Origin of the sequence: Pseudescherichia vulneris NBRC 102420 (genome assembly GCF_000759795.1) — a bacterium.
GTDB lineage: Bacteria > Pseudomonadota > Gammaproteobacteria > Enterobacterales > Enterobacteriaceae > Pseudescherichia > Pseudescherichia vulneris.
This window is the reverse complement of the sequence record NZ_BBMZ01000009.1, coordinates 207,621-227,604: the sequence shown is the minus strand read 5'-3', so window position 1 is coordinate 227,604 and position 19,984 is coordinate 207,621. Positions and strand designations below refer to the sequence as shown.

Genomic DNA, 19,984 nt, shown 5'->3' with positions numbered 1-19,984 from the left:
CAAGCAATGTGGCTGTTTTCATTTTGCCCATAAGCAATCGACCCTTAGCCATGAGAATTTATGTGAATTGAATCAATAAAAATTAATAAATTCCTTTACACCAAACAAAAGATTAACTCTAACCTCTATCCAACAACGAGACTTACTTTATGCAGAATAAGAAAGAAATAGATTTAAATGTGAAAAGGCTCACAGAATTTAGACATGATTTACATATGCATCCTGAGTTGAAATTCAATGAACACCGCACGTCAGAAAAAATCGCGGAATTTCTTACTCTTTTAAATATCCCTTTCAAGCGCGGGCTGGCAACTACAGGTATTGTTGGCAGTATATATGGTCAAAACCGTAGCGCTGATAACCCAGGCCCCGCACTAGGCATTAGAGCTGATATAGATGCTCTTCCAATGGAAGAAGCCAATGATTTCGAGTATGCGAGTAAGTATAAAGGATGTATGCATGCTTGTGGGCATGATGGGCATACGGCAATGCTGCTCGGTGCTGCAGAGCTTCTGTCTGCTAATCGTAACTTCGATGGTACTGTTCATCTTATTTTTCAGCCAGGGGAAGAAGGTGGCGCCGGTGCGCGTGTCATGATGAATGAGGGCCTTTTCAAAACATATCCTTGCCAGGCAGTTTTTGCCTTACATAACTGGCCAGATCTTCCTCAAGGACAGATGGGCACAAAAATCGGTCCAATAATGGCATCAGGGGTTACATTTGAGGTTATTGTTCGCGGTAAAGGTGGTCATGCGGCTCTTCCTCATTCGACTATCGATCCGGTTCCGGTAGCGTGCTCTATCGTTACACAGTTGCAGAGTTTAGTTTCACGTCGTGTTGATCCACTGGATGCAGCAGTGCTGACAATTGGTAAAATTGAAGCAGGAAGCTCACCAAATATCATTCCTGCGGAAGCCAGAATGTCTGGTACCTGTCGGACTTTGACTAATGAATCCCAATCATTAATTTTAGACGGGGTGAAACGGATATCGCACTATATCGCTGAAGCACATTGTGCCCAAGCCGAGGTCATTATAAAGGATGGTGGCTACCCGAACACTACAAACCACTCTAAAGAAGGGAAGTTTATGGCGGCCGTTATGCAAGAAATGGTTGGTGAAACGAACGCCAATACCCATGTCCGTCCTGCTATGACCGCTGAAGACTTTGGGTTTATGCTTCAGGAAGTTCCTGGTGCATATGGGTGGATTGGTAATGGCAAGGATGAAGTTTCAGGCGAAGCTCTTCATAGTACGGCCTATGATTTTAACGATAAAAACCTTAGCTTAGGTGCCTATTTTTGGGAAAAACTCGCTCGGCAATGGTTTCTTACCGAGGCGAACAAATAATTAGCTGTCGTGTCGGCCGATGATCATTGAAATGGAAAATTTATTTTCTACTCATCGGTATATAAACTGTTTTTTTACCGCCCAGCCTGGGCGATAAGGAATGTAAGATGAACAGCGATAATAACATTTCTCAAACGGTACCTATCTCCGAGGTTGCGCAAAAACCAACCAGGCAACGACTGTATGTTCTGGCTATACTTTTTGTTAGCCTTTCTATCATCTACTTAGATCGCGTTAATATCTCTATCATTGCTGCGAATGCTCAATTTTTACAAGAAATGAATCTAGCCGGCAAGCCGATATATATTGGTTTGTTAATGACTTCCTTTTTGATTGCCTATGGTATTTCTAATGTCGTCCTTAGCCCAGTAGGCGATCTCATCGGCCCCCGAAAAGCTATGCTTATAGCCTATGTCGTTATAAGCTTATCTCTCCTTTTGGGTGGGCTATCAGGTATCTTTGGGTTTTTACTCGGCACGCGTATATTATTAGGTATCGGGGAAGGACTTTACTATCCGATGCAGAACACTTTTATCAAGAACTGGTTTCCACCCAAAGAAAGAGGAAGAGCCAATACGGCGTGGATTTTAGGCCAGTCTCTCTCCCCAGCAATAGCGATGCCGGTTTTTACCTGGATTATTGCTGAGTACTCCTGGCGGCACACATTTTACTTCTCGTTTGTGTTAAGCCTTGTTCCACTTATGTTGATATATTTCTTCACATCAAACACGCCGCGGGAAAATAAATATATCAATAACTCTGAGCTTGAGATTATAGAAGAAAGTGTGCCTGGGCATATCTTTAAAAGCGATACTTTTGAAAAGCCATCAATCATTACCCGTTCTAAAATCTATTTGTGTAATGCTAGCTTTTGGATGCTGTTAATGATTTTTTCCACTAACTCTATGTTATCATGGGGAATTGTTACCTGGCTACCGACATATCTCAATACTGAACGTGGCTTTTCCTGGGCAAGCGTTGGATGGATGTCGTCGTTACCATTCATATTCGGTTTATTATTCAAGATTGTTTCCGGGATCGTCGTCGATCGCACCGGAAAGAAAGGGTTGATAATGCTTATCTCAGCGCTGTTATGTGCTACAGGGATCTTAGCAGGAGTAAATATTACTAATAATTACATGGCTGCCATTGTAATCTCATTTGGCATAGGCGCATCATCAATGCAGTTGCCTTGCATATTTACTCTATTGCAAGGTATGGTTCCCACTGAAGCGATATCTTCTGCCGCAGGAGCATTAAATGGCATGGCTGTAGGTTTTGGTGCTTTATCTCCTGTGTTAATAGGATTCATATTAAGTGTAAGCAATGATTTTTATGTTGTAATGTACTTGCTAATAGGAATTGTTATGGTTGGCGCCCTATTTTCATTGGTTTTTGCTATGAAGCGGCTGTAATTTTTTCTCATCACAATCACTACTTTAACATTATTATCTTTTACAATGGCGGCATTGTTATGTTGCCATTTTTTTATACAACCTTGCTCTGTGGTCAGCATTAGTCCAATTTGAACCCAATGCATAGGTGTTGTGATTTTTTTTCAACAAAATTCCCTATTCACAAAAAAGCGTTTTAATTCCGGCAGCTTACCGAATGGAAAGATAATCTTTTTAGACCAGATACATTATCTACCTTGTCGCCGTTTTATTTTATCCAGACAATGATTCAGTAACAATATACGCCCAAAAAATTAACGATAATATCCACAATAACTGAATGACTTATCTTTATCTCCGAATTCACATTATTGATGTAGGAATGGTTACCCTATAAGAGTACAGGTGTTTTAATGAAAAACCAGGCAGAAACAGTTGTCATAGGAAGTGGTTTTGGCGGTGCCATTGCAGCGAAACGTCTTGCCGATGCCGGGCGGGAAGTGTTGATGCTGGAAAGAGGTCCGTGGCGCGATACGGTGCCCAATCGCTCAGTGGGCATTGATAACCTTGCGTCTCTGCCGCAGGGGAAAAAAGTCTTCACGCATGGGTTAAGATCGTTCGGTTCGCATCGGCTGAAGAAATTTGTCTTGCTCAACAAAAAAGGCTTTATCGAAGCTTTCCACGGTATAGGCATTAATATTATCTGCTCATCCAGCGTCGGTGGCGGCAGTCACGCCTATGCCGCCATGCTGGCAAAACCGTCCGATCCCGATTATTGGGCCAATCGCCATCCGCTGTTATCAAAAACCGCAATGGATGGCTATTATGCCGAAATTCTGTCACTTCTGAAGGCCAGACCTGTTAACGATGACGATCGCGTGCCGAATAATATTAGCCAGACCGGTTACGAAGGCACATTGTCTACGCAAGGTCTGGCTAACCCTTTTATCGGGATCTTGCTTCCTGCAAATCCCGGCACGGCTGCCAAAGTCGTTGATACCAATGGCGTAGAGCGCTGGGAGTGTGAATATAGGAATAACAGCATTCTTGGCTCCCCCACCGGCGCCAAAACGACACTCGACTTTTCGGTTGTCTGGCCTGCGATACGCAGCGGCCTTGTCGTTCGTGATATGTGCGAAGTGACTGCCATTCACAGGCTACAAACAAGCGACGCTGACGGTATGCGCTATGAAATCCACTATCGCGATCATCATAAAAACAGGAATGAACGCGTGCGTGCCCGGCATGTAATTTTAGCCGCTGGCTGCCTGAATACGATCCGCTTGCTAATGCACAGCCGTAACGCCAGCGCTGGCCTTCAAGGCATGCCGCGCCTGGGTAAAGGATTTGGTACCAATGGTGGCTATTTTGGTTTCTGGAAAGAGAATAGCACTCGCGATCTCTCAGCTGGTCTTCCCCTGTGCGGCCCGTTCCGGGTGGCAAACTCCACCAGCAAATCCGTCCAGGTGTTGCGCGCCGCTATCCAGGGTCTGGATGACATCCCATGTCCCACATTTATCAAAAGATGGTTCCGCAGAAACGCCTTTATCGTTGCACTGGGCAAAGATAACAACAACGGCGTGATGACGTTAAAACGCGGCAGGTTTAACGTGATTTATAACAAGGCGGACAGCCAGGTTTATCAGGAGATAGATCACGAAGTCAGAGAGATCAAAACCAGGACGGGCACCAAAATCTATTCCCCTTCTGCACCTATCACCGTTCAGCCTTTGGGCGGTGCCTGCCTGGGAACCTCTAATCTGGACGGCGTAATTGGTGCCAATGGTGAGATATTTGACAATCCAGGCCTGTATATCGCCGATGCAGCGGCGCTACCAGAGTCGCCCGGCAGGCCGCCCAGCCTGACCATTGCCGTCTGGGCCGCCAACGTTGCCGACAGGCTGCTCGATACCCTTAGGCAAGAGCCTTTGCAGCAGAACGATCCGGCTTCGCAAGCGCGGTAATACAGCGCAGCACGCATATTCCGAACGGAGCGCTGAGTTAAGCCAGTCGCTTCGCCCTTCCCATCTCCCATCCGGATTTCTGTTTGACAGTGTCCCGGCGGGATTGCCTACAAGGTTGGTCAATGACAAAGCAAGTTGAAGTGCTGATTATTGGTAGTGGTTTTGGCGGCGCGATTGCCGCACAACGCCTGGCCGCTGCAGGTCGAGATGTCTTGATGCTGGAACGTGGCCCCTGGCGCGATACGGTGCCAAACCGCTCAATCGGTCTTAAAAATCTCGTCTCACTTCCCCAGGGAAGTAAAGTCTTTACGCATGGTCTGAGAACGGTAGGCTCGCATCGGTTTAAAAAGACATTGACCTTAAATAATAAAGGTTTTATCGAAGCTTATGCGGGCAAAGGCATCAACATTATCTGTTCGTCGGGCGTGGGAGGTGGCAGCCATGTTTATGCTGGTTTTCTGGACAGGCCGCTGGCTGCAGACTACTGGGATAACCATCACCCGGAAATAAGCCAGGGGAAAATGGAGCGCTACTATGATGAAATAATCAAGGCTTTTAATGCCCGCCCGCTTACTGCTGCCGATAAGGCCCCCAACCGCATTGAAGAGGCGAATTATAATGGCTTACTCACTCCTCTCGGCGATCCGGCAATCGGTATGCTGGTCCCCAAACAGCCTGGCGTCCCGGTCAAAATAACGGATAGTAACGGCATTGAACGCTGGGAATGCGATATGAAAAACAACAGCTTCCTGGGTTCGCCTTCGGGGGCAAAAACCACCCTCGACTTTACCTTTATCTGGCCGGCGGTAAAACAGGGACTGGTTGTACAAGAGATGTGTGAAGCCCTCTCGATCCATAAGCTTGAATCGCAAAACGACAGCGCCATGCGCTACGAAGTGCGCTATCGCAATCATCGTAGTGGAAAGGTAGAAAGCGTACAGGCAGAACATCTTATTTTGGCTGCCGGGGCCCTAAATACCCTGCGACTGTTACTGCGCAGTCGCGACATTGAAGGGGGGCTCACCGGTATGCCCCGGCTCGGTCTGAAATTTAGTGGTAACGGTGATTTCTTCGGCGTCTGGAAAGAGAACAGCGCTACCGATCTGTCGAAAGGTATGCCTATCGCTTCCCCTTTCCGCCTGAAGGACTCCACTAACGAACGCGTGATTGTCCTTCGCGCCAGTATTCAGGGCCTGGACGATGTCCCCGTGCCGTCGTTTCTTAAGCGTTGGTTACGTAAGCAGTCGGTCATCATTGCCTTTGGCGGCGACGACAGCAATGGCTCCGTCACTACCAAGGGAGGTAAGTTTAAAATTAGCTATAGCAAACAAGAGAACAGTATTTATGCAGACATTGATGATGAGCTGAACAACATCAAGGCTCGCACCAGGACAAAAATCTATGCGCCACGGGATCCGGTTACCGTTCATCCTATGGGAGGAGCCTGTTTGGGGACGTCAGATGCGGATGGCGTGGTGGGCGCTGATGGTGAGGTATTCGATCATCCCGGGTTATACGTTGCCGACTCATCCGCTCTTCCTGCCTCTCCGGGCGGCGCACCTAGTCTGACCATTGCCGCCTGGTCGGCCAATGTCGCAGACAGGTTGATAAAAAAACTTGAAGAAAGTGATGCTACTACCGTAAAAGAACAGCAGGCAGTAGCATAGCAGTCATCAAGCCCGCCTATGCGGGCTTGTTACCGTTTATCGCGCTCCCCCACTATTATTGCCAGAAATGCCAGGCTTACCGGAACCAGTGAGCCCCATAATACTGCGTTCCAGCCGTAAAGATTGAGTAGCACTCCTGACGAGAACGAGCCAACAATCATCACGCCAAACACCACAAAATCGTTCAGCGATTGCACCTGGGTTTTTTCCTCTGGCCGGTGGAAATCAATGATCCTGGCCGAGGCGCCGATAAAGCCGAAATTCCAGCCTACGCCGAGTAATATCAGCGACAGCCAGTAGTGATGGATTTCTGTTCCCCCCAGACCGGCTACCACAGAGCCAGCGGTAATCAGCAACCCTACCGCCGCAACGTGCAGCGCACCATACCGGCTGATGAGCTTACCGGTAAAAAATCCCGGGCCGTACATGGCAATCACATGCCACTGGATGCCGAGGTTTGAGGCCTCCTGCGAAATCCCGTGCATATGCATAGAAAGCGGTGCAGCGGTCATCAGGAAATTCATCACCATATAGGTCACCGCCCCGCTGAATACGGTTCTGGCGAAACCCGGTTGGCGAATGATTTCACTAAGCGGTCGGCCCCCTGAAGAAGAGACAGTAACGGCCTCTACCGGTTTTAGGCCCATCAGGATCACGGCTGAGACGGCCGCCACCAGCCCCTGAGCCATAAAGGTAATGACAAACGTATGGGGTGGCCAGAGATCCATTGTGCCCGTCACCAGCCCAGGCCCAATGACGCCAGCGATAACGCCGCCGCCCATCACCAACGACAGCGCCCGGGCACGTCGTTCTGGCGAGACGCCATCCGTCGCCGCAAAACGGAAGCTGAGCGCAACTGCCGCATAAGCGCCACCTATAAAGGCGGCAATACAAAAAAGCAAAAAAGAACCGATAACCATCGCAAGAGCAGCGGCCAGCCCGGTGATCACCCCTGCCCCCGTGCCCGTCATAAATGCGGCCTTGCGTCCCCGATGTCTTGCCAATGCACCTAATGGCAGGATCGACGCCGCCATACCCAGTACAAACAGAGTGACAGGAAGCGTCGACAGCGCCGCGCTGGGGGCGATGGTATTACCGACAATAGCCCCGGTAGCATAAAAAACAACTGAGTTTGCTCCAGCCAGTGCCTGAGCGGCCGCAAGGCGGATAATATTATTGTTTTGCTCAGATACGGAAAGCGCATGTTCTATGGTCATGTGAAGCGATATCCTGATTCGTTTTGTGGGTAAAACTTAAAGCTGAAAAGTTCTTCCTATCGCCTCACCAAATCTTACTGTCGTCCCTGAGTTTATGGCTTCATTCCACTGCATCTGATTTGGCGCAAAGAGGATAATGACCGTCGAGCCCAGCCTAAAATGGCCCAGTTCATCCCCCTTCTTTAACTGTATTGCCGCAGCGTCCGTCTCCTCATAAGTAAAAGTCTGGATCTGGCGTGCATGAGGGCATACAGGCCCATGCCAGACGGTATGAATGGATGACACAATCATCGCCCCTACCAGGACGATAGCCAGCGGCCCCTGTTCGGTATCAAACCGGCAAACAACGCGTTCGTTACGCGCAAACAGACGTGGCACGGTGCCGGTTGTCACACTATTTACCGAAAACAGCTTACCGGGAATATAGACCATCTCCCGCAAGGTTCCGGATAGCGGCATATGCACACGGTGATAATCCCGGGGTGCTAAATAGATCGTCGCATATTCGCCATTAATAAAGGGTAAAGCGCGTTCTACATCCCCACCGAGAAGCTCATACAGGCTATATTTGTGCCCTTTCGCCTGCACAAGCGTTTCGCTCTCCAGAGTGCTAAATTGTCCGAGAGTACCGTCCGCCGGGCTAGCAACATCCTGCGGGTGGGTTGCTACCGAACGAAGGTGTGCTTTAAGCCGGCGGGTAAAAAAGGCGTTAAAATTTTCATAATCTTCTGCCGTTTCCCCACGTGCTGCCCGCATATCCACGCCGTAGCGGGCTATGAATGCGTTTATTAGCCGGTTCTTGAACCAACGAACACGACAGCGCGCAACATATCCCGTCAGCCGGGATAAGAGATGCTGCGGTACCAGGTACTGCAGCAGCACAAATAATCGGTTACCCAAGGTAATCATTCTAGCTCACTCAGGAGGTGGTCTAATTTAACAAAGATATTTTCAACCATTGAATTTATGTCTAACCTTATTCCGTGGCCGCGCAGTTGCGTTATCAACCACTCGATCTCGTTTTGCAAAGCGTGTTCGAAGACAGCATTTTTTATAGCCTTTTGTAGCCAGCAGTAAATAAACGTATTCTCTTCGATTTTATTCAGCCCGCGCCGTTCCCGACGATACATTTTTACTGCAATAAGGAGGCAGTAGTAGAAATGATGCACACGTTTAATGCGTTGAATATCCACTCCCGCCTCCTCTGTTGTTACTTTTTAATGTACGCAATAGCTTCGATTTCAACTAAGGCATCTTTGGGCAATTTCCCTGCCTGAATGCACGATCGGGCTGGCGCTCCTGTTGAACCAAAAAACTCGGTATAGACTTCATTAAAGGCAGCGAAATCTTCCATTTTTGCCAGAAAGCAGGTGGTTTTTAGCACGGTTTCCAGCGAAGCGCCCGACTGTTCCAGAACGGCTTTGACGTTCAGCAGCGACTGGCGCGTCTGCTGTTTTATGCCACCGTCCGGGAAGGCCATTGTAGCTGGGTCAAGCGGCAGTTGGCCGGAAGTTATGACTAAATCACCGAAAGCGACGCCCTGAGAATAAGGTCCAATAGCCGCTGGCGCAGACTCTGTATTAATAATTTTCTTCATTTTTCTCTCCTGTAGGAAAATAGAGTGCCTTGGGGTCTAAATGAATAAACCCCTTGTTTCTAAAATATAAAACTACGTAATTTGGATGTCAGGTAACAGGCGCATGCAGCGTTGTTTGATAAAATGAATAAAGTCGCACACAAAGTCTTTATCCATATTTTCAGTTAGCGATGCCAGCCAAATTTCAGACATTAACTTATCTTTGGTGATCGACCTGGCTGTAACATACTTTTTATCCAGATATTCCGACACCGCCCAGATCGGTAATGCCGCAATACCACGCTGGCTGGCAACCTGTTGAACTATCGCCATAGTCAGTTCAGTGGTTTTTCGTTGTACCCGAATGCCGGCAGGTTTTAGCACTTTGCGACACAGATCGATGCGATCTTCCGGTACGGCATAGGTAATAAGCGATTCTCCGCGAAAATCCTCCGCCTCTAGCCACGGCTTTTGCGCTAAAGGATGCCCATTGGGTAAGATGGCCACCATTTCATATTTGAACAACGGACTGTAGCTGACCATGTCTGTCTGCTCTGTTTCATCTACAATGGCCACATCCGCTCTATTTTGCAGTAGCAGGCCCACTGGATCCGGCTGGAAGCCTGGCAGGATATCGATTTCAACCTCAGCCCATTTTTTACGGAATTCATCCATCACTGGTAACAACCAGCCATAGCAGGTATGACACTCAAGCGTAATCCTTAGCTCTCCCTGTTTACCGCTGGCAAACTTATAGAGGTCTCGATCGGCTTCCTCCATTGCACTTACCACCGTTTCGGCTAGCTGTAACAGTCGCTCCCCGGCTTGGGTAAACTGTATAGGCGATGTCTTGCGCACAAATAGCGTAACACCGTAATGATCCTCCAGCTGCTTGATCTGGTGCGATAACGCAGACTGCGTTAGCTGAAGGGCTACTGCCGCACGCGTAAGGTTACCTGTTTTACGCAATGTAAGAAGTGTATGTAAGTGCTTAAGGTCAATCGGAATATCCATTACTGCATCCGTCAATCAGAACGTTTCGTCATCGCGTGAGTATAACAAGCGCCAGCATGGCTGGCGCGCCGCAGGGCCTTATGCCTGCAGATGACGAAGCGCCTGATCTAAGTCTTTTACTAAATCAATCGGGTCTTCTAAGCCAATCTGCAGACGGAAGGATTGTCCCTCATACGGCCAGTGGTATTCGGGGCGATCCTTGCGCGGGTTAAACGGGATGGCCAAGCTTTCAAAACCACCCCAGGAGAAACCGATGCCGAAGTATTCCAGGCTATCGATAAACTTCTCGACAGACTCTTTTGAATAGTGCGGTTTAAGCACTACGCTAAACAGACCGCTTGATCCGGTGAAGTCACGTTTCCAGATTTCATGACCCGGGCAGGAAGGCAATGCCGGATGCAGCACCTGCTCAACCTCTTCACGTTCTTCAAACCATTTTGCAATTTTAAGCGCAGAAGCCTGATGACGCTCCAGCCGTAGAGACATAGTGCGCAAACCGCGTTGTGCCAGGTAAACGTCGTCTGGCGCGGCATGCAGGCCAAAAAGATAGACAAAGCGACGGATTGCCAGCCAGGTCTCTTTATTGGCGGTGATCAACCCCATCTGCGCATCAGAGTGGCCGACGATATACTTGGTAGCGGCATGAACGGAGACATCTACGCCATGATCGAAAGGTTTGTAAAACAGCGGTGTCGCCCAGGTATTATCAACAATCACCTTCGCATTGCGCGCATGCGCAATGCGCGTGATTGCCGGGATATCCTGCATATCAAACGTTTGTGAGCCTGGTGATTCCGTAAACACCACGGTCGTGTTTTCCTGGAACAGATCGCCGATACCATCGCCAATAGTGGGATCAAAGAAGGTGGCTGATACGCCCATATTCGCCAGAACATTATTCACGAACCCACGCGTCGGACCGTACACGCTGCTGCTGACCAAAATATGATCGCCGCTTTTTGCCAGAGCCAATAATGCGCTGGTGCAGGCGGCCAGACCCGTAGGAACCAGCAACGAACGATAGCCGCCCTCCAGCTCCGCCAGAGCCTTTTGCACGGCAAAGGTGATGGGGGTGCCAAAGCGGCCGTAGTACATCACCTCGTCTTCCGCATCCTCAAACAGCGCCTGGTGACGCTCGCTGAGCTCTTTGCAGTTTTTGAAAATGACCGTAGAGGCATGGTACACCGGCGGGTTAACCACGCCCCCGAAGACGTCAGGATCGAATGGGCCGTGACAAAGATAGGTTTCCGGGGACACCTGGTTATCAAAACTATGATTGGACATTATTAAACTTCCTCTTTTTACAACACGTACTGATTTGTTTTGACCTATGTCCCCGCCCCTGGATAGATGGCGGCGACGATTAATTCAACGCGGTTTTTAAGCGCATAACCGCTTCTTTCAGATTTTCTTCTGTAGTGCTGACGTACGACATACGCAGCGTGGAGCGATCCGGCTCATTGCAGTAGAAGAACTCGCCTGGCACATACACCACACCGTTACTCAGCGTTTTCTGCAGCCAGTGCGTGGTGTTCATTTCATATTTAAATTTTGCCCATAGAAACATGCCGCCCATCGGTTGATGGAAGGTCAGATGGTCGCCCAACTCGTTCTGCAGGTGCTGGCTCAGGACAAGGCATTTTTGCTTATAGGCTTGGCGGATCAGGGCGATTTGATCCGCCAGGCGGCCACTGTTCAGATAGTGGTACGTCAGCGACTGGGATAACGAACTGGTGTGTAAATCCGTGGCTTGCTTAAGGTTCACTACCTGTCGCTTAAGCCACTCCGGCACGACTAACCAACCTACCCGCGCGCCCGGCGCGAGGATCTTAGAAAAGGTAGAGGTGTAAATCACGTTGTCGCTGACACCCATTTCCGCCGCCCAAGATATGAGCGGAGTAAACGTCTTATCGGTAAAGTTAATTTCGCCATAAGGATCGTCTTCGATGATAACGAAGTCGTAGCGCTGGGAAAGCGCCACCAGCTGCTGGCGTCGCTGCTCTGTCAGGGTAACACCGCCGGGGTTGCCAAAGGTGGGCACGATGTAAACTGCCTTCACCGACGTGGTTTTCAACAGCGCTTCGAGCTCATCGACGATCATTCCCTGGCCGTCTGTTCCGACTGACATCAGATTTGCTTCAGCAAGCTGTAACACCTGCAATGCCGCCAGATAGGTAGGTCGTTCCACAACCACAACGTCACCCGGGTTAATCAAGGCGCGAGCAAGGATATCCAACGATTGCTGAGAGCCAGAGGTCACGACGACATCATCTATATCGCAGCTAATCGCTCTCTCTTTCATAAGTTGGCAGATGGCGCCACGCAGCTCTGGGCTACCCTCGCTAAGACCATATTGAAAGGCATCTTTCCAACCGTGCGTAAGCACATTATCCATAGCTATCTGTAAACCTTCGCGATCAAACAGATTGGGGTCCGGAATGCCTCCGCCAAGAGAAATGACGCCATCCATTTTGCTATGTTTCAATAACTCCCTAATTGCAGATGACTGAAGGTTCTGTAATTTGTTTGCGATTTTATTGTGCGACATCTCCGCTCCCCATTGTCTTTTTGTCTCTTTCTTAATATCACAGGCAAGCGTCTTTGATAATTGTTTTCCACTCGCAGAATTTTATTTTAGGGCGATCATGAATCGAGCTAATGATGACCCTGAACAAAACTAATGATAAAGCATTTTAATTATTATGGTTAAAGCACAGTGTGAGCTACAGAAGTCAGGTTTCTATTGTGAAAACAGCATAACAAATGGGCCAATGCACATCAGTATACCAATCAAGATAACATAGTAGACCGATACCCCACGCAGGTCAGTGAACCTGTCATTCTTCAATATAATAATTCCAGGAATGATGCAGCTAATCAGACCATAGGTTACACCGCCGAAAACAAATACCTTCAGAATCGGGAAGTTGGTCAAAACGATTAGCCATAACACCAGCACCACCATGAAAAACGCAGCAACTGAAATTGCATTGCTATTGGGGTCATGTGACTTAAACATCTTTTCTACAGCCACTTTGATCAGGCCAACAAATGACTCATGAACGGCCAGATAAAGTGCCAGGAATGCGGTTACGATAGAGAACACATTAAGGATCACGCTCATGTATTTCACTGCTGCCCCGGGTATCACCTTTGCGGCCAGGGCAAGCGCCGAGATGTTATCCTGGTAAGCGCGCAGCGCGTCTGCCTCGCTGATAGAAAGTACAATGGAGACCACAAACAGCAGCACGGTAGCCACCAGAACCAGATAAGCCACTTTGTGTACGCGCAAAATCTTGTACTTTGCCACCTCTTTATCTTCTTCACGTTTTTTATAGGCGATATTCATGGGGTTTAAAATCCCAACGAACATGATAGAGAAGATAGCGAATGGTAGGGTTGGGAACGCGCCAACAACGAGGTGGCTAACGGTTGGAAGTTCGCCGATATTGCCCACATCCCAGAAAGGCACCACTACAAAGCCAATGGCTACGATGATCACCAGTTTTACTGCAATCATGCTGCCCGACACTTTAAACAGGACCTTCTCCCCCTTGGAGGCCACCAAAGAGAGCCCAGCGATTAACAGCAAAGGCCACCACCAGTGTTCAGAGAGCGTCTCGGTTGTAAGGCCAAATGTTTTTATGTATGAGGCGCTGTCATTGGTGATGGCAAGGGCATACTCAACCATCGATTTCAGCATGGTGATGGAGTAAAGCGCGCCCAGCAACACTCCCCAGCGGTTGCCAACATAACTGGCGATAATACTTAGATAGGAATCCTGCTCATCGCTACGCGCCATGGTTTCGATAAACAGTTTTTGCATGTAATAGACGGCCGGATAACCCAGGATAACCGCTAACGCAAATACCCATACGCCTTTCAGGCCAACCTGTAACGGGAAAAAGACAATGCCGGATCCAATAGCCGCGCCGATGCAGAGCACTACCCATCCTAAATCGTACATAGTAAAGGGAATATTCTTTTTATTAATTGCTTCGTTATTAATTCCTACAGTCATAGGAGACCCCAATAAACTAAATAAAAGCACCAGACTGAGCATGTTTTAAATGCATGCTGTGGTAACTTGGTTAATTTCTTGCCCAAAATTAACAAGCCCTGCCGTATTCCAATCAAATAACCCTTTAGGCATTAATGATTGAATGTAAGAAGCTTTACACAGCAACAAAACTGTAGCGAATGAAAATTAAAGAAAACAGTTTCTACTTTTGTTCACAGGTTGTTTATTTGAAAGCAACATGACAGAGGCCACAAAATATAAAATTATTTATCTATGAATGTGATCGTGATAATAGTTTTTCCTTATGGATGCATTCTAATGCTAAATTGCAATTGTGATCTACAGCACATTAAAAAAGCCTGCTGGTTACAGCAGGCCATCGATAGCTTTCTCCCAACGATTCCAGGGTTGATTCTCCTCAACCAGGAAATCGATAAAGGATCTGACTTTAGGATTGCGAAACTTGCTCGGGAAATAGAGCGCGTAAAGGCTATGAGTCGGATAAGCGCATTTACCATCCAGCGTAAGGGGCACTAACTCCCCGCTCTCAATGTGCTGACTGATAAGATAGGAAGGGAGCCAGGCAATCCCCTGTCCGGAAAGGGCCGCTTTTAGCAGCAGCAGGCTACTGTTAGCCTGCACCGGCGTTTTAGGTTTGATATTGCACTGTGGATGCTGAGACGCAATCTCGTTGTAGCGAAGCGGTGGCGTTAGGCCCGGATACACGAGACACGCATGGCTGGTGAGCTCAGTGCGTTTGGTCGGGGTGCCGTTTCGCGCCAGGTAGGCTGGTGATGCACAATAGAGCCAGCTTATTTTGGATAACTTCCTGGCCGCATAGTTCTGCGGCGGCGTAGCGGTGATCCGCAGCGCGATGTCGACATTGTTTTCATTAAGATTCGTCAGGTGATCGTCAAGATCCAGAATCAGTTCAACGTCATGATTTTTCTTACGGTACTCTTCAAAAATATCAATCAAATGTGCATAGCCAAACGCCACAGAACAGGTGATCCTCAGCGCGCCATGAGGGTGATTGAAATATCCACAGGTCGTATTAACGATATCGTCAAACTCTTTCAGAAGCTCTGAGGCGCGGGAGACAAAGTACTCTCCAGCTTCAGTTAGCTGAAATGAACGGGTCGTTCTCTGAATGAGCGGCACGCCGAGGTTTTCTTCCATCACCGCAAGCCCCTTGCTCACGGCGGAAGGGGATATGTTAAGCAGCCGCGCCGCTTCGGACAGCCCTTTTCCCTCACTGATTTTCACCAGCATCTCAATTTGTTTGATCGTCAATGGAATTGTCATAGATTTGTTCGGTAGGTATGGCGTAAGACGGAGGAAAGTATCTGAAGCAGTATGAGGTGGATACGGCGCTCCCGACAAAGCAGATAAACTTGTTAAGCGGAAAAGTTTTTCTTTCAGGTAAAACGCCTGGGCGGAAAACGACCAGGCGTCTGTCCTGGATTATGCCTTCATACCTGCCGCAGACATAAGCGCGCGGAAAAGCAACGAAACAATCCCCAGCGCCAGGACGCTGGTGGTCCAAATGATGACCAGCCAGAATACGCCTTTCAGCAAAGTACGACTTTTCTTGTCGGTGCGCGTCAGCATATTTCTCTCCTTAATGGTATCCCTCACCCGTCCTGACCTTTCCGCGAAAGACGTAGTAGCTCCAGAAGGTATAGATAAGGATTATCGGGATGATCGCCAGGCTACCGACCAGCATAAACGCCTGACTCATCTCTGGGGATGCCGCCTGGTGAAGCGAGACCGACGGCGGGATGATATTAGGCCAGATACTGATACCGAGCCCGGAAAAGCCCAGCAAGATCAGCATCAGCGTTAATAAAAAAGGTGAATAGTGCGCCCCACGCCGAAGGGAACCTATCACTCCCCATGAACAGACCAATACCAGCACAGGGACGGGGAGAAACCAGAACAGGTTTGGCAGGCTGAACCAGCGCGTAGCAATAAATGAATGCGCAAGCGGCGTCCAGAGGCTAACGATTCCCATAACCACCAGCAGCGCGGCCAATAACGGGATCGTGAGTCTGGCCATATTCTGCTGTAATTGCCCTTCTGTCTTCATTACCAGCCAGGTACTGCCTAGTAGTGCATAGGCAATGACCAGCCCCAGGCCGCAAAACAGCGCAAAGGGATCCAGCCAGATGAGCTCCGGCCCTACATAAGCACGATGACTCACAGGCAAGCCGTTAATCAGACAACCCACCACCACGCCCTGGCAGAAAGTGGCGAGAACAGAGCCAGAGATAAAGGCTTTATCCCAAAAAGGGCGATGGGCGGGCGTGGCCTTAAAACGAAATTCAAACGCCACTCCACGGAAGATTAAACCGATGAGCATCAGCGTTAAGGGCGCAGCCAGCGCATCGGTAATAACGGCATAGGCCAGCGGAAATGCGCCATACAGGCTGGCACCGCCCATCACTAGCCAGGTTTCGTTGCCATCCCATACCGGCGCCACCGTGTTGACCATGACATCACGCTCTTCGGCATCCTTAATGAAAGGGAAAACGACCCCGATGCCCAAATCGAATCCGTCCATGACGATATACATCATGATGGAGAAAATGATAATGCCAAACCAGATAAGGGAGAGATCAATCATCATGTGTTCCTTCTTGCTGACTGCTCGCCGAGAGAGGCCGTGCCGGGGTACGCATCCTGCCAGGACCGCCCTCTTCTTGATGATGGCCTTCGCCGCTCACCGGCCCTGTCTTGATAAGCCGCATCATATACAGATACCCCACACCGAACACCGCGCTGTAAACCACGATAAACGCTAACAAACTAAAGCTCATATGCAGGCTGCCATGTGCCGATACCGCGTCCCGGGTTCGCTGAATGCCATACACGACCCAAGGCTGCCGTCCTATCTCGGTGGTGAACCATCCTGCAAGGATCGCAATCAATCCGGAAGGCCCCATTAACAACACAAACCAGAGGAAAGGTCGCGACGAATACAGACTTTTGCGATATCGCAGCCAGAGGCTCAGTGCGCCTTGGGCAATCATTAGCAGCCCTAGCCCCACCATGATACGAAATGACCAGAACACCACGGTGGAATTTGGCCTGTCAGCAGGCGGAAAGCTTTTTAAGGCAGGGATCTGTTTGTTAAGGCTATGTGTTAGGATCAGGCTGCCGAGATACGGCACTTCTAGAGCATACCTGGTACGTTCCTGCGCCATATCCGGAATGCCAAACAGAATGAGTGGCGTGGCTTCACCGGGTCTGTTTTCCCAGTGCCCTTCGATCGCGGCGATTTTTGCAGGCTGGTGTTCAAGCGTATTTAATCCATGTCCATCGCCCAGGAAAGCCTGAACGGGCGCCACGATTACCGCCATCCACAGCGCCATTGAGAACATCTTACGGATCGCTGGCGTATCCTTGCCTTTAAGAAGATGCCATGCGCCGGATGCGCCAACGAAAAAGGCGCTGGCCAGAAAGGCCGCCGTGGTCATATGCACTAAACGCCACGGGAAGGAGGGGTTAAAAACAATCTTCAGCCAGTCTTGGGGCACCACCACGCCGTTCTCAATAATGTAACCTTGCGGCGTATGCATCCAGCTGTTGGATGCCAGGATCCAGAAGGTCGATATCAACGTGCCTAACGCCACCATGCAGGTGGCAAAAAAGTGCAGGCCCGGTCCGACCTTATTGCGACCGAACAGCATAACGCCCAGGAATCCCGCCTCCAGGAAGAAGGCCGTTAATACTTCATAGGTGAGCAACGGCCCAGTAATACTGCCGGCGAACTGAGAGAATCCGCTCCAGTTGGTGCCAAACTGATAGGCCATGACCAGCCCGGAGACCACGCCCATACCGAAGTTAACGGCAAAGACTTTGGACCAGAAATGATAAAGATCCAGATATACCGTCCCGCGTTTTTTTAACCATAGTCCTTCTAACACCACCAGGTAGCTGGCAAGACCAATGGTTATCGCCGGGAAGATAATGTGAAATGAAACCGTAAAGGCAAACTGGATCCTTGCCAGATGAAACGCATCTAAACCGAACATAGGTACTCCTTTTTATGGGCGTGACCATTCTCAAGCGTTGAAGCCTGTTATTTTTCGCCCATAGCCTCACTGCAGTTTGCTCTGCAGTAATATCCAGATAGTGGAAAGAGAGAAGATGGTGGCGCTAGATATCCAGCGCGACCAGAAAACGCGAAACCATGTTATAAGCAGCAACGGTCGCAACCGCCTCCACCGTTTTGGTTTCACCAAAGAGGATCTTTAATGACGCAATGACCTCGGCGTCGACATTTACGTTTTTGGTTGACTGATCGGTTAAGGAAATGAGCATCCATTCGCGCTCATCGAACAGGCCGCGCTCCGGCTCGGTCTGTTTCAGCGCCTGAGCCTTCTCTTCCGATCCCCCTGCCTTGAGATAAACCGGATAGTGCACGCCCCACTCGAATTCAGCGCGATTAAGTACCGCTACGCGAAGCATGATCAATTCGAGATAGAGCAGTTCGAGGCTGAAGTCGGCCCGAACCCGGCCCAGTAAGGCATTCCAGCCGGTGGCCAGCGGAAAGCTTTTCAGTAACACCCTGTCAATATCAATTAATTCCCCGCCGGGACGGCGGGCCTGCATAGCGGCCAGTAAATCAGCCGGAACGGGATCGTTATCCTGCCACGGCGTAACGCGTACATTGCTCATAATTATTCTCGCAGATGAGGGTAATACTCTACCGTTATTCAATAAGGTGCTTAACAATCGACTAAAACAGTTTTAGCTATGCTCAAGGGTGAGAACCATGCGGAATTTGGCCTGGCCGCTGCGCATTTTTTCATAGGCTTGCTGCGCCTGTGCCAGAGGCTGCGTCTCAATCATGGCCCGCACGTTTGCCAACAGGCTGAACTTCAGGGCTTTTTCTAACTCAATGGCGGTACCGGTAATAGCCCCCCTGACCGTTAACTCTCGCCCTATCATCACGCCCGGCATCAGGGTCAAAGGCTCCTTACCCACCCCGACGATCATTAGCCGCCCCTGTGGCACCAGCGCCGGTAACAACGCCGATACGGCTGGACTATCCGTTATGGTCGACAAGACGACTTCCGCGCCACCAAGGGCTTTGATTGCTTCCACGGCATCTTGACTATGTGTATCTACGTAGTGATGTGCCCCAAGCGTCATCACTTCATCCGCGATATCAGCGCCCCTGCCAACAGCGACGACACGAAAACCCATTTTCCGGGCATACTGCACGGCCAGATGCCCAAGACCGCCCATACCCTGAATCACGACGGTGTCGCCGGCCTGTGCATGAGATTTTTTCAGGGCGTTAAAGGTTGCAATACCGGCGCAAAGCAGCGGTGCGGCCTCCACGGATGAGAGGTCGTCCGGGATGGCGACCAACCCTGTCGTCCGCGCCAGCATGTATTCGGCATACCCGCCGTCACACGTGCTGCCGGTGACCGGCTGGTTTTGACAGAGGTTAAAGTGCCCAAGTCGGCATTGATCGCAGGCGTTGCAGTGCCCGCCCAGACGCCCAACCCCGACGCGCTGGCCTGGCTTCAGCCATGCGGGTAATGGATCGGATGTTTTGCAGAGCGTACCGACCACTTCATGGCCCGGGACGCGTGGATATTCAACGCCCTTTTCCAGACCCTCAATAGCCCCTGCGTCCGCACCGCAAATTCCACAGGCTTCCACCTTGATAAGCACCTCACCCGGTCCCGGTTCGGGAAGATCTTTCTCTACCATTTCCATTTGTCCCGGACGGGTAACCTGCATGGCTTTATAGGTTTTTTTCATA

18 protein-coding genes are annotated in these 19,984 nt (G+C 49.6%); 4 read left to right on the top strand and 14 right to left on the bottom strand.

From position 1 onward, the window contains the following. The first annotated feature begins 149 nt into the window (after positions 1-149). The 4 genes from EV102420_RS08965 to EV102420_RS08950 all read left to right on the top strand — a co-directional run bounded on the left by EV102420_RS08965 (position 150) and on the right by EV102420_RS08950 (position 6,374). Positions 150-1,349, top strand: a complete 1,200-nt coding sequence (locus EV102420_RS08965) for a M20 aminoacylase family protein (protein WP_042391093.1) — start codon at positions 150-152, stop codon at positions 1,347-1,349. 107 nt (positions 1,350-1,456) lie between these two features. Continuing rightward, positions 1,457-2,764: an MFS transporter gene (locus EV102420_RS08960; RefSeq protein ID WP_042391091.1), complete on the top strand. Its 1,308-nt coding sequence runs from the start codon at positions 1,457-1,459 to the stop codon at positions 2,762-2,764. A 392-nt stretch (positions 2,765-3,156) separates the two neighbouring features. Beyond that, positions 3,157-4,707 carry a GMC oxidoreductase gene (locus EV102420_RS08955; RefSeq protein ID WP_042391089.1) on the top strand — a complete coding sequence of 517 codons (1,551 nt, stop codon included), beginning with the start codon at positions 3,157-3,159 and terminating at the stop codon, positions 4,705-4,707. Between the two features lie 122 nt (positions 4,708-4,829). Next, positions 4,830-6,374: a GMC family oxidoreductase gene (locus EV102420_RS08950; RefSeq protein WP_042391087.1), complete on the top strand. Its 1,545-nt coding sequence runs from the start codon at positions 4,830-4,832 to the stop codon at positions 6,372-6,374. 29 nt (positions 6,375-6,403) lie between these two features. On the opposite strand, the gene EV102420_RS08945 is transcribed toward EV102420_RS08950, so the two are convergent. From EV102420_RS08945 to EV102420_RS08885, 14 genes are all read right to left on the bottom strand, one after another. Then, complete coding sequence (locus tag EV102420_RS08945) at positions 6,404-7,591, bottom strand: MFS transporter (RefSeq protein WP_042391085.1); 1,188 nt, start codon at positions 7,589-7,591, stop codon at positions 6,404-6,406. Positions 7,592-7,627: 36 nt separating this feature from the next. Beyond that, a complete protein-coding gene (gene asd, locus EV102420_RS08940; protein ID WP_255211668.1) occupies positions 7,628-8,500 on the bottom strand; it encodes an archaetidylserine decarboxylase in 873 nt (290 codons plus the stop codon). Further along, positions 8,497-8,784, bottom strand: a complete 288-nt coding sequence (locus EV102420_RS08935) for a DUF2913 family protein (protein WP_042391082.1) — start codon at positions 8,782-8,784, stop codon at positions 8,497-8,499. Before EV102420_RS08935 ends, asd begins: the two co-directional genes overlap by 4 nt. Before the next feature lie 17 nt (positions 8,785-8,801). Beyond that, on the bottom strand, positions 8,802-9,188 hold the full coding sequence (locus EV102420_RS08930) for a RidA family protein (RefSeq protein WP_042391080.1): 387 nt from the start codon (positions 9,186-9,188) through the stop codon (positions 8,802-8,804). Positions 9,189-9,260: 72 nt separating this feature from the next. Further along, positions 9,261-10,181, bottom strand: coding sequence for a LysR family transcriptional regulator (locus tag EV102420_RS08925; RefSeq protein ID WP_042391078.1), 921 nt, complete (start codon positions 10,179-10,181; stop codon positions 9,261-9,263). A gap of 78 nt (positions 10,182-10,259) precedes the next feature. Continuing rightward, the gene (gene metC / locus EV102420_RS08920) at positions 10,260-11,465 is read right to left on the bottom strand and encodes a cystathionine beta-lyase (protein ID WP_077776510.1); all 1,206 of its coding nucleotides are present in this window, start codon (positions 11,463-11,465) and stop codon (positions 10,260-10,262) included. A 79-nt stretch (positions 11,466-11,544) separates the two neighbouring features. After that, complete coding sequence (locus tag EV102420_RS08915; RefSeq protein WP_042391075.1) at positions 11,545-12,729, bottom strand: aminotransferase-like domain-containing protein; 1,185 nt, start codon at positions 12,727-12,729, stop codon at positions 11,545-11,547. Between the two features lie 192 nt (positions 12,730-12,921). Next, positions 12,922-14,202 carry an amino acid permease gene (locus EV102420_RS08910; protein WP_042391074.1) on the bottom strand — a complete coding sequence of 427 codons (1,281 nt, stop codon included), beginning with the start codon at positions 14,200-14,202 and terminating at the stop codon, positions 12,922-12,924. A 366-nt stretch (positions 14,203-14,568) separates the two neighbouring features. After that, complete coding sequence (locus EV102420_RS08905; protein ID WP_042391072.1) at positions 14,569-15,507, bottom strand: LysR family transcriptional regulator; 939 nt, start codon at positions 15,505-15,507, stop codon at positions 14,569-14,571. A gap of 159 nt (positions 15,508-15,666) precedes the next feature. After that, on the bottom strand, positions 15,667-15,813 hold the full coding sequence (locus EV102420_RS21285; RefSeq protein WP_072015221.1) for a DUF2474 domain-containing protein: 147 nt from the start codon (positions 15,811-15,813) through the stop codon (positions 15,667-15,669). A gap of 10 nt (positions 15,814-15,823) precedes the next feature. Then, entirely contained in the window at positions 15,824-16,828 is a 1,005-nt protein-coding gene (gene cydB / locus EV102420_RS08900) for a cytochrome d ubiquinol oxidase subunit II (protein ID WP_042391070.1), read from the bottom strand. Then, positions 16,821-18,239, bottom strand: coding sequence for a cytochrome ubiquinol oxidase subunit I (locus tag EV102420_RS08895; protein WP_042391068.1), 1,419 nt, complete (start codon positions 18,237-18,239; stop codon positions 16,821-16,823). The genes cydB and EV102420_RS08895 overlap by 8 nt, the downstream gene beginning before the upstream one ends. Positions 18,240-18,363: 124 nt before the next feature. After that, positions 18,364-18,885, bottom strand: coding sequence for a carboxymuconolactone decarboxylase family protein (locus EV102420_RS08890; protein WP_042391066.1), 522 nt, complete (start codon positions 18,883-18,885; stop codon positions 18,364-18,366). A gap of 72 nt (positions 18,886-18,957) precedes the next feature. Continuing rightward, positions 18,958-19,983: an alcohol dehydrogenase gene (locus EV102420_RS08885; protein WP_042391065.1), complete on the bottom strand. Its 1,026-nt coding sequence runs from the start codon at positions 19,981-19,983 to the stop codon at positions 18,958-18,960. Position 19,984 lies beyond the last annotated feature (1 nt).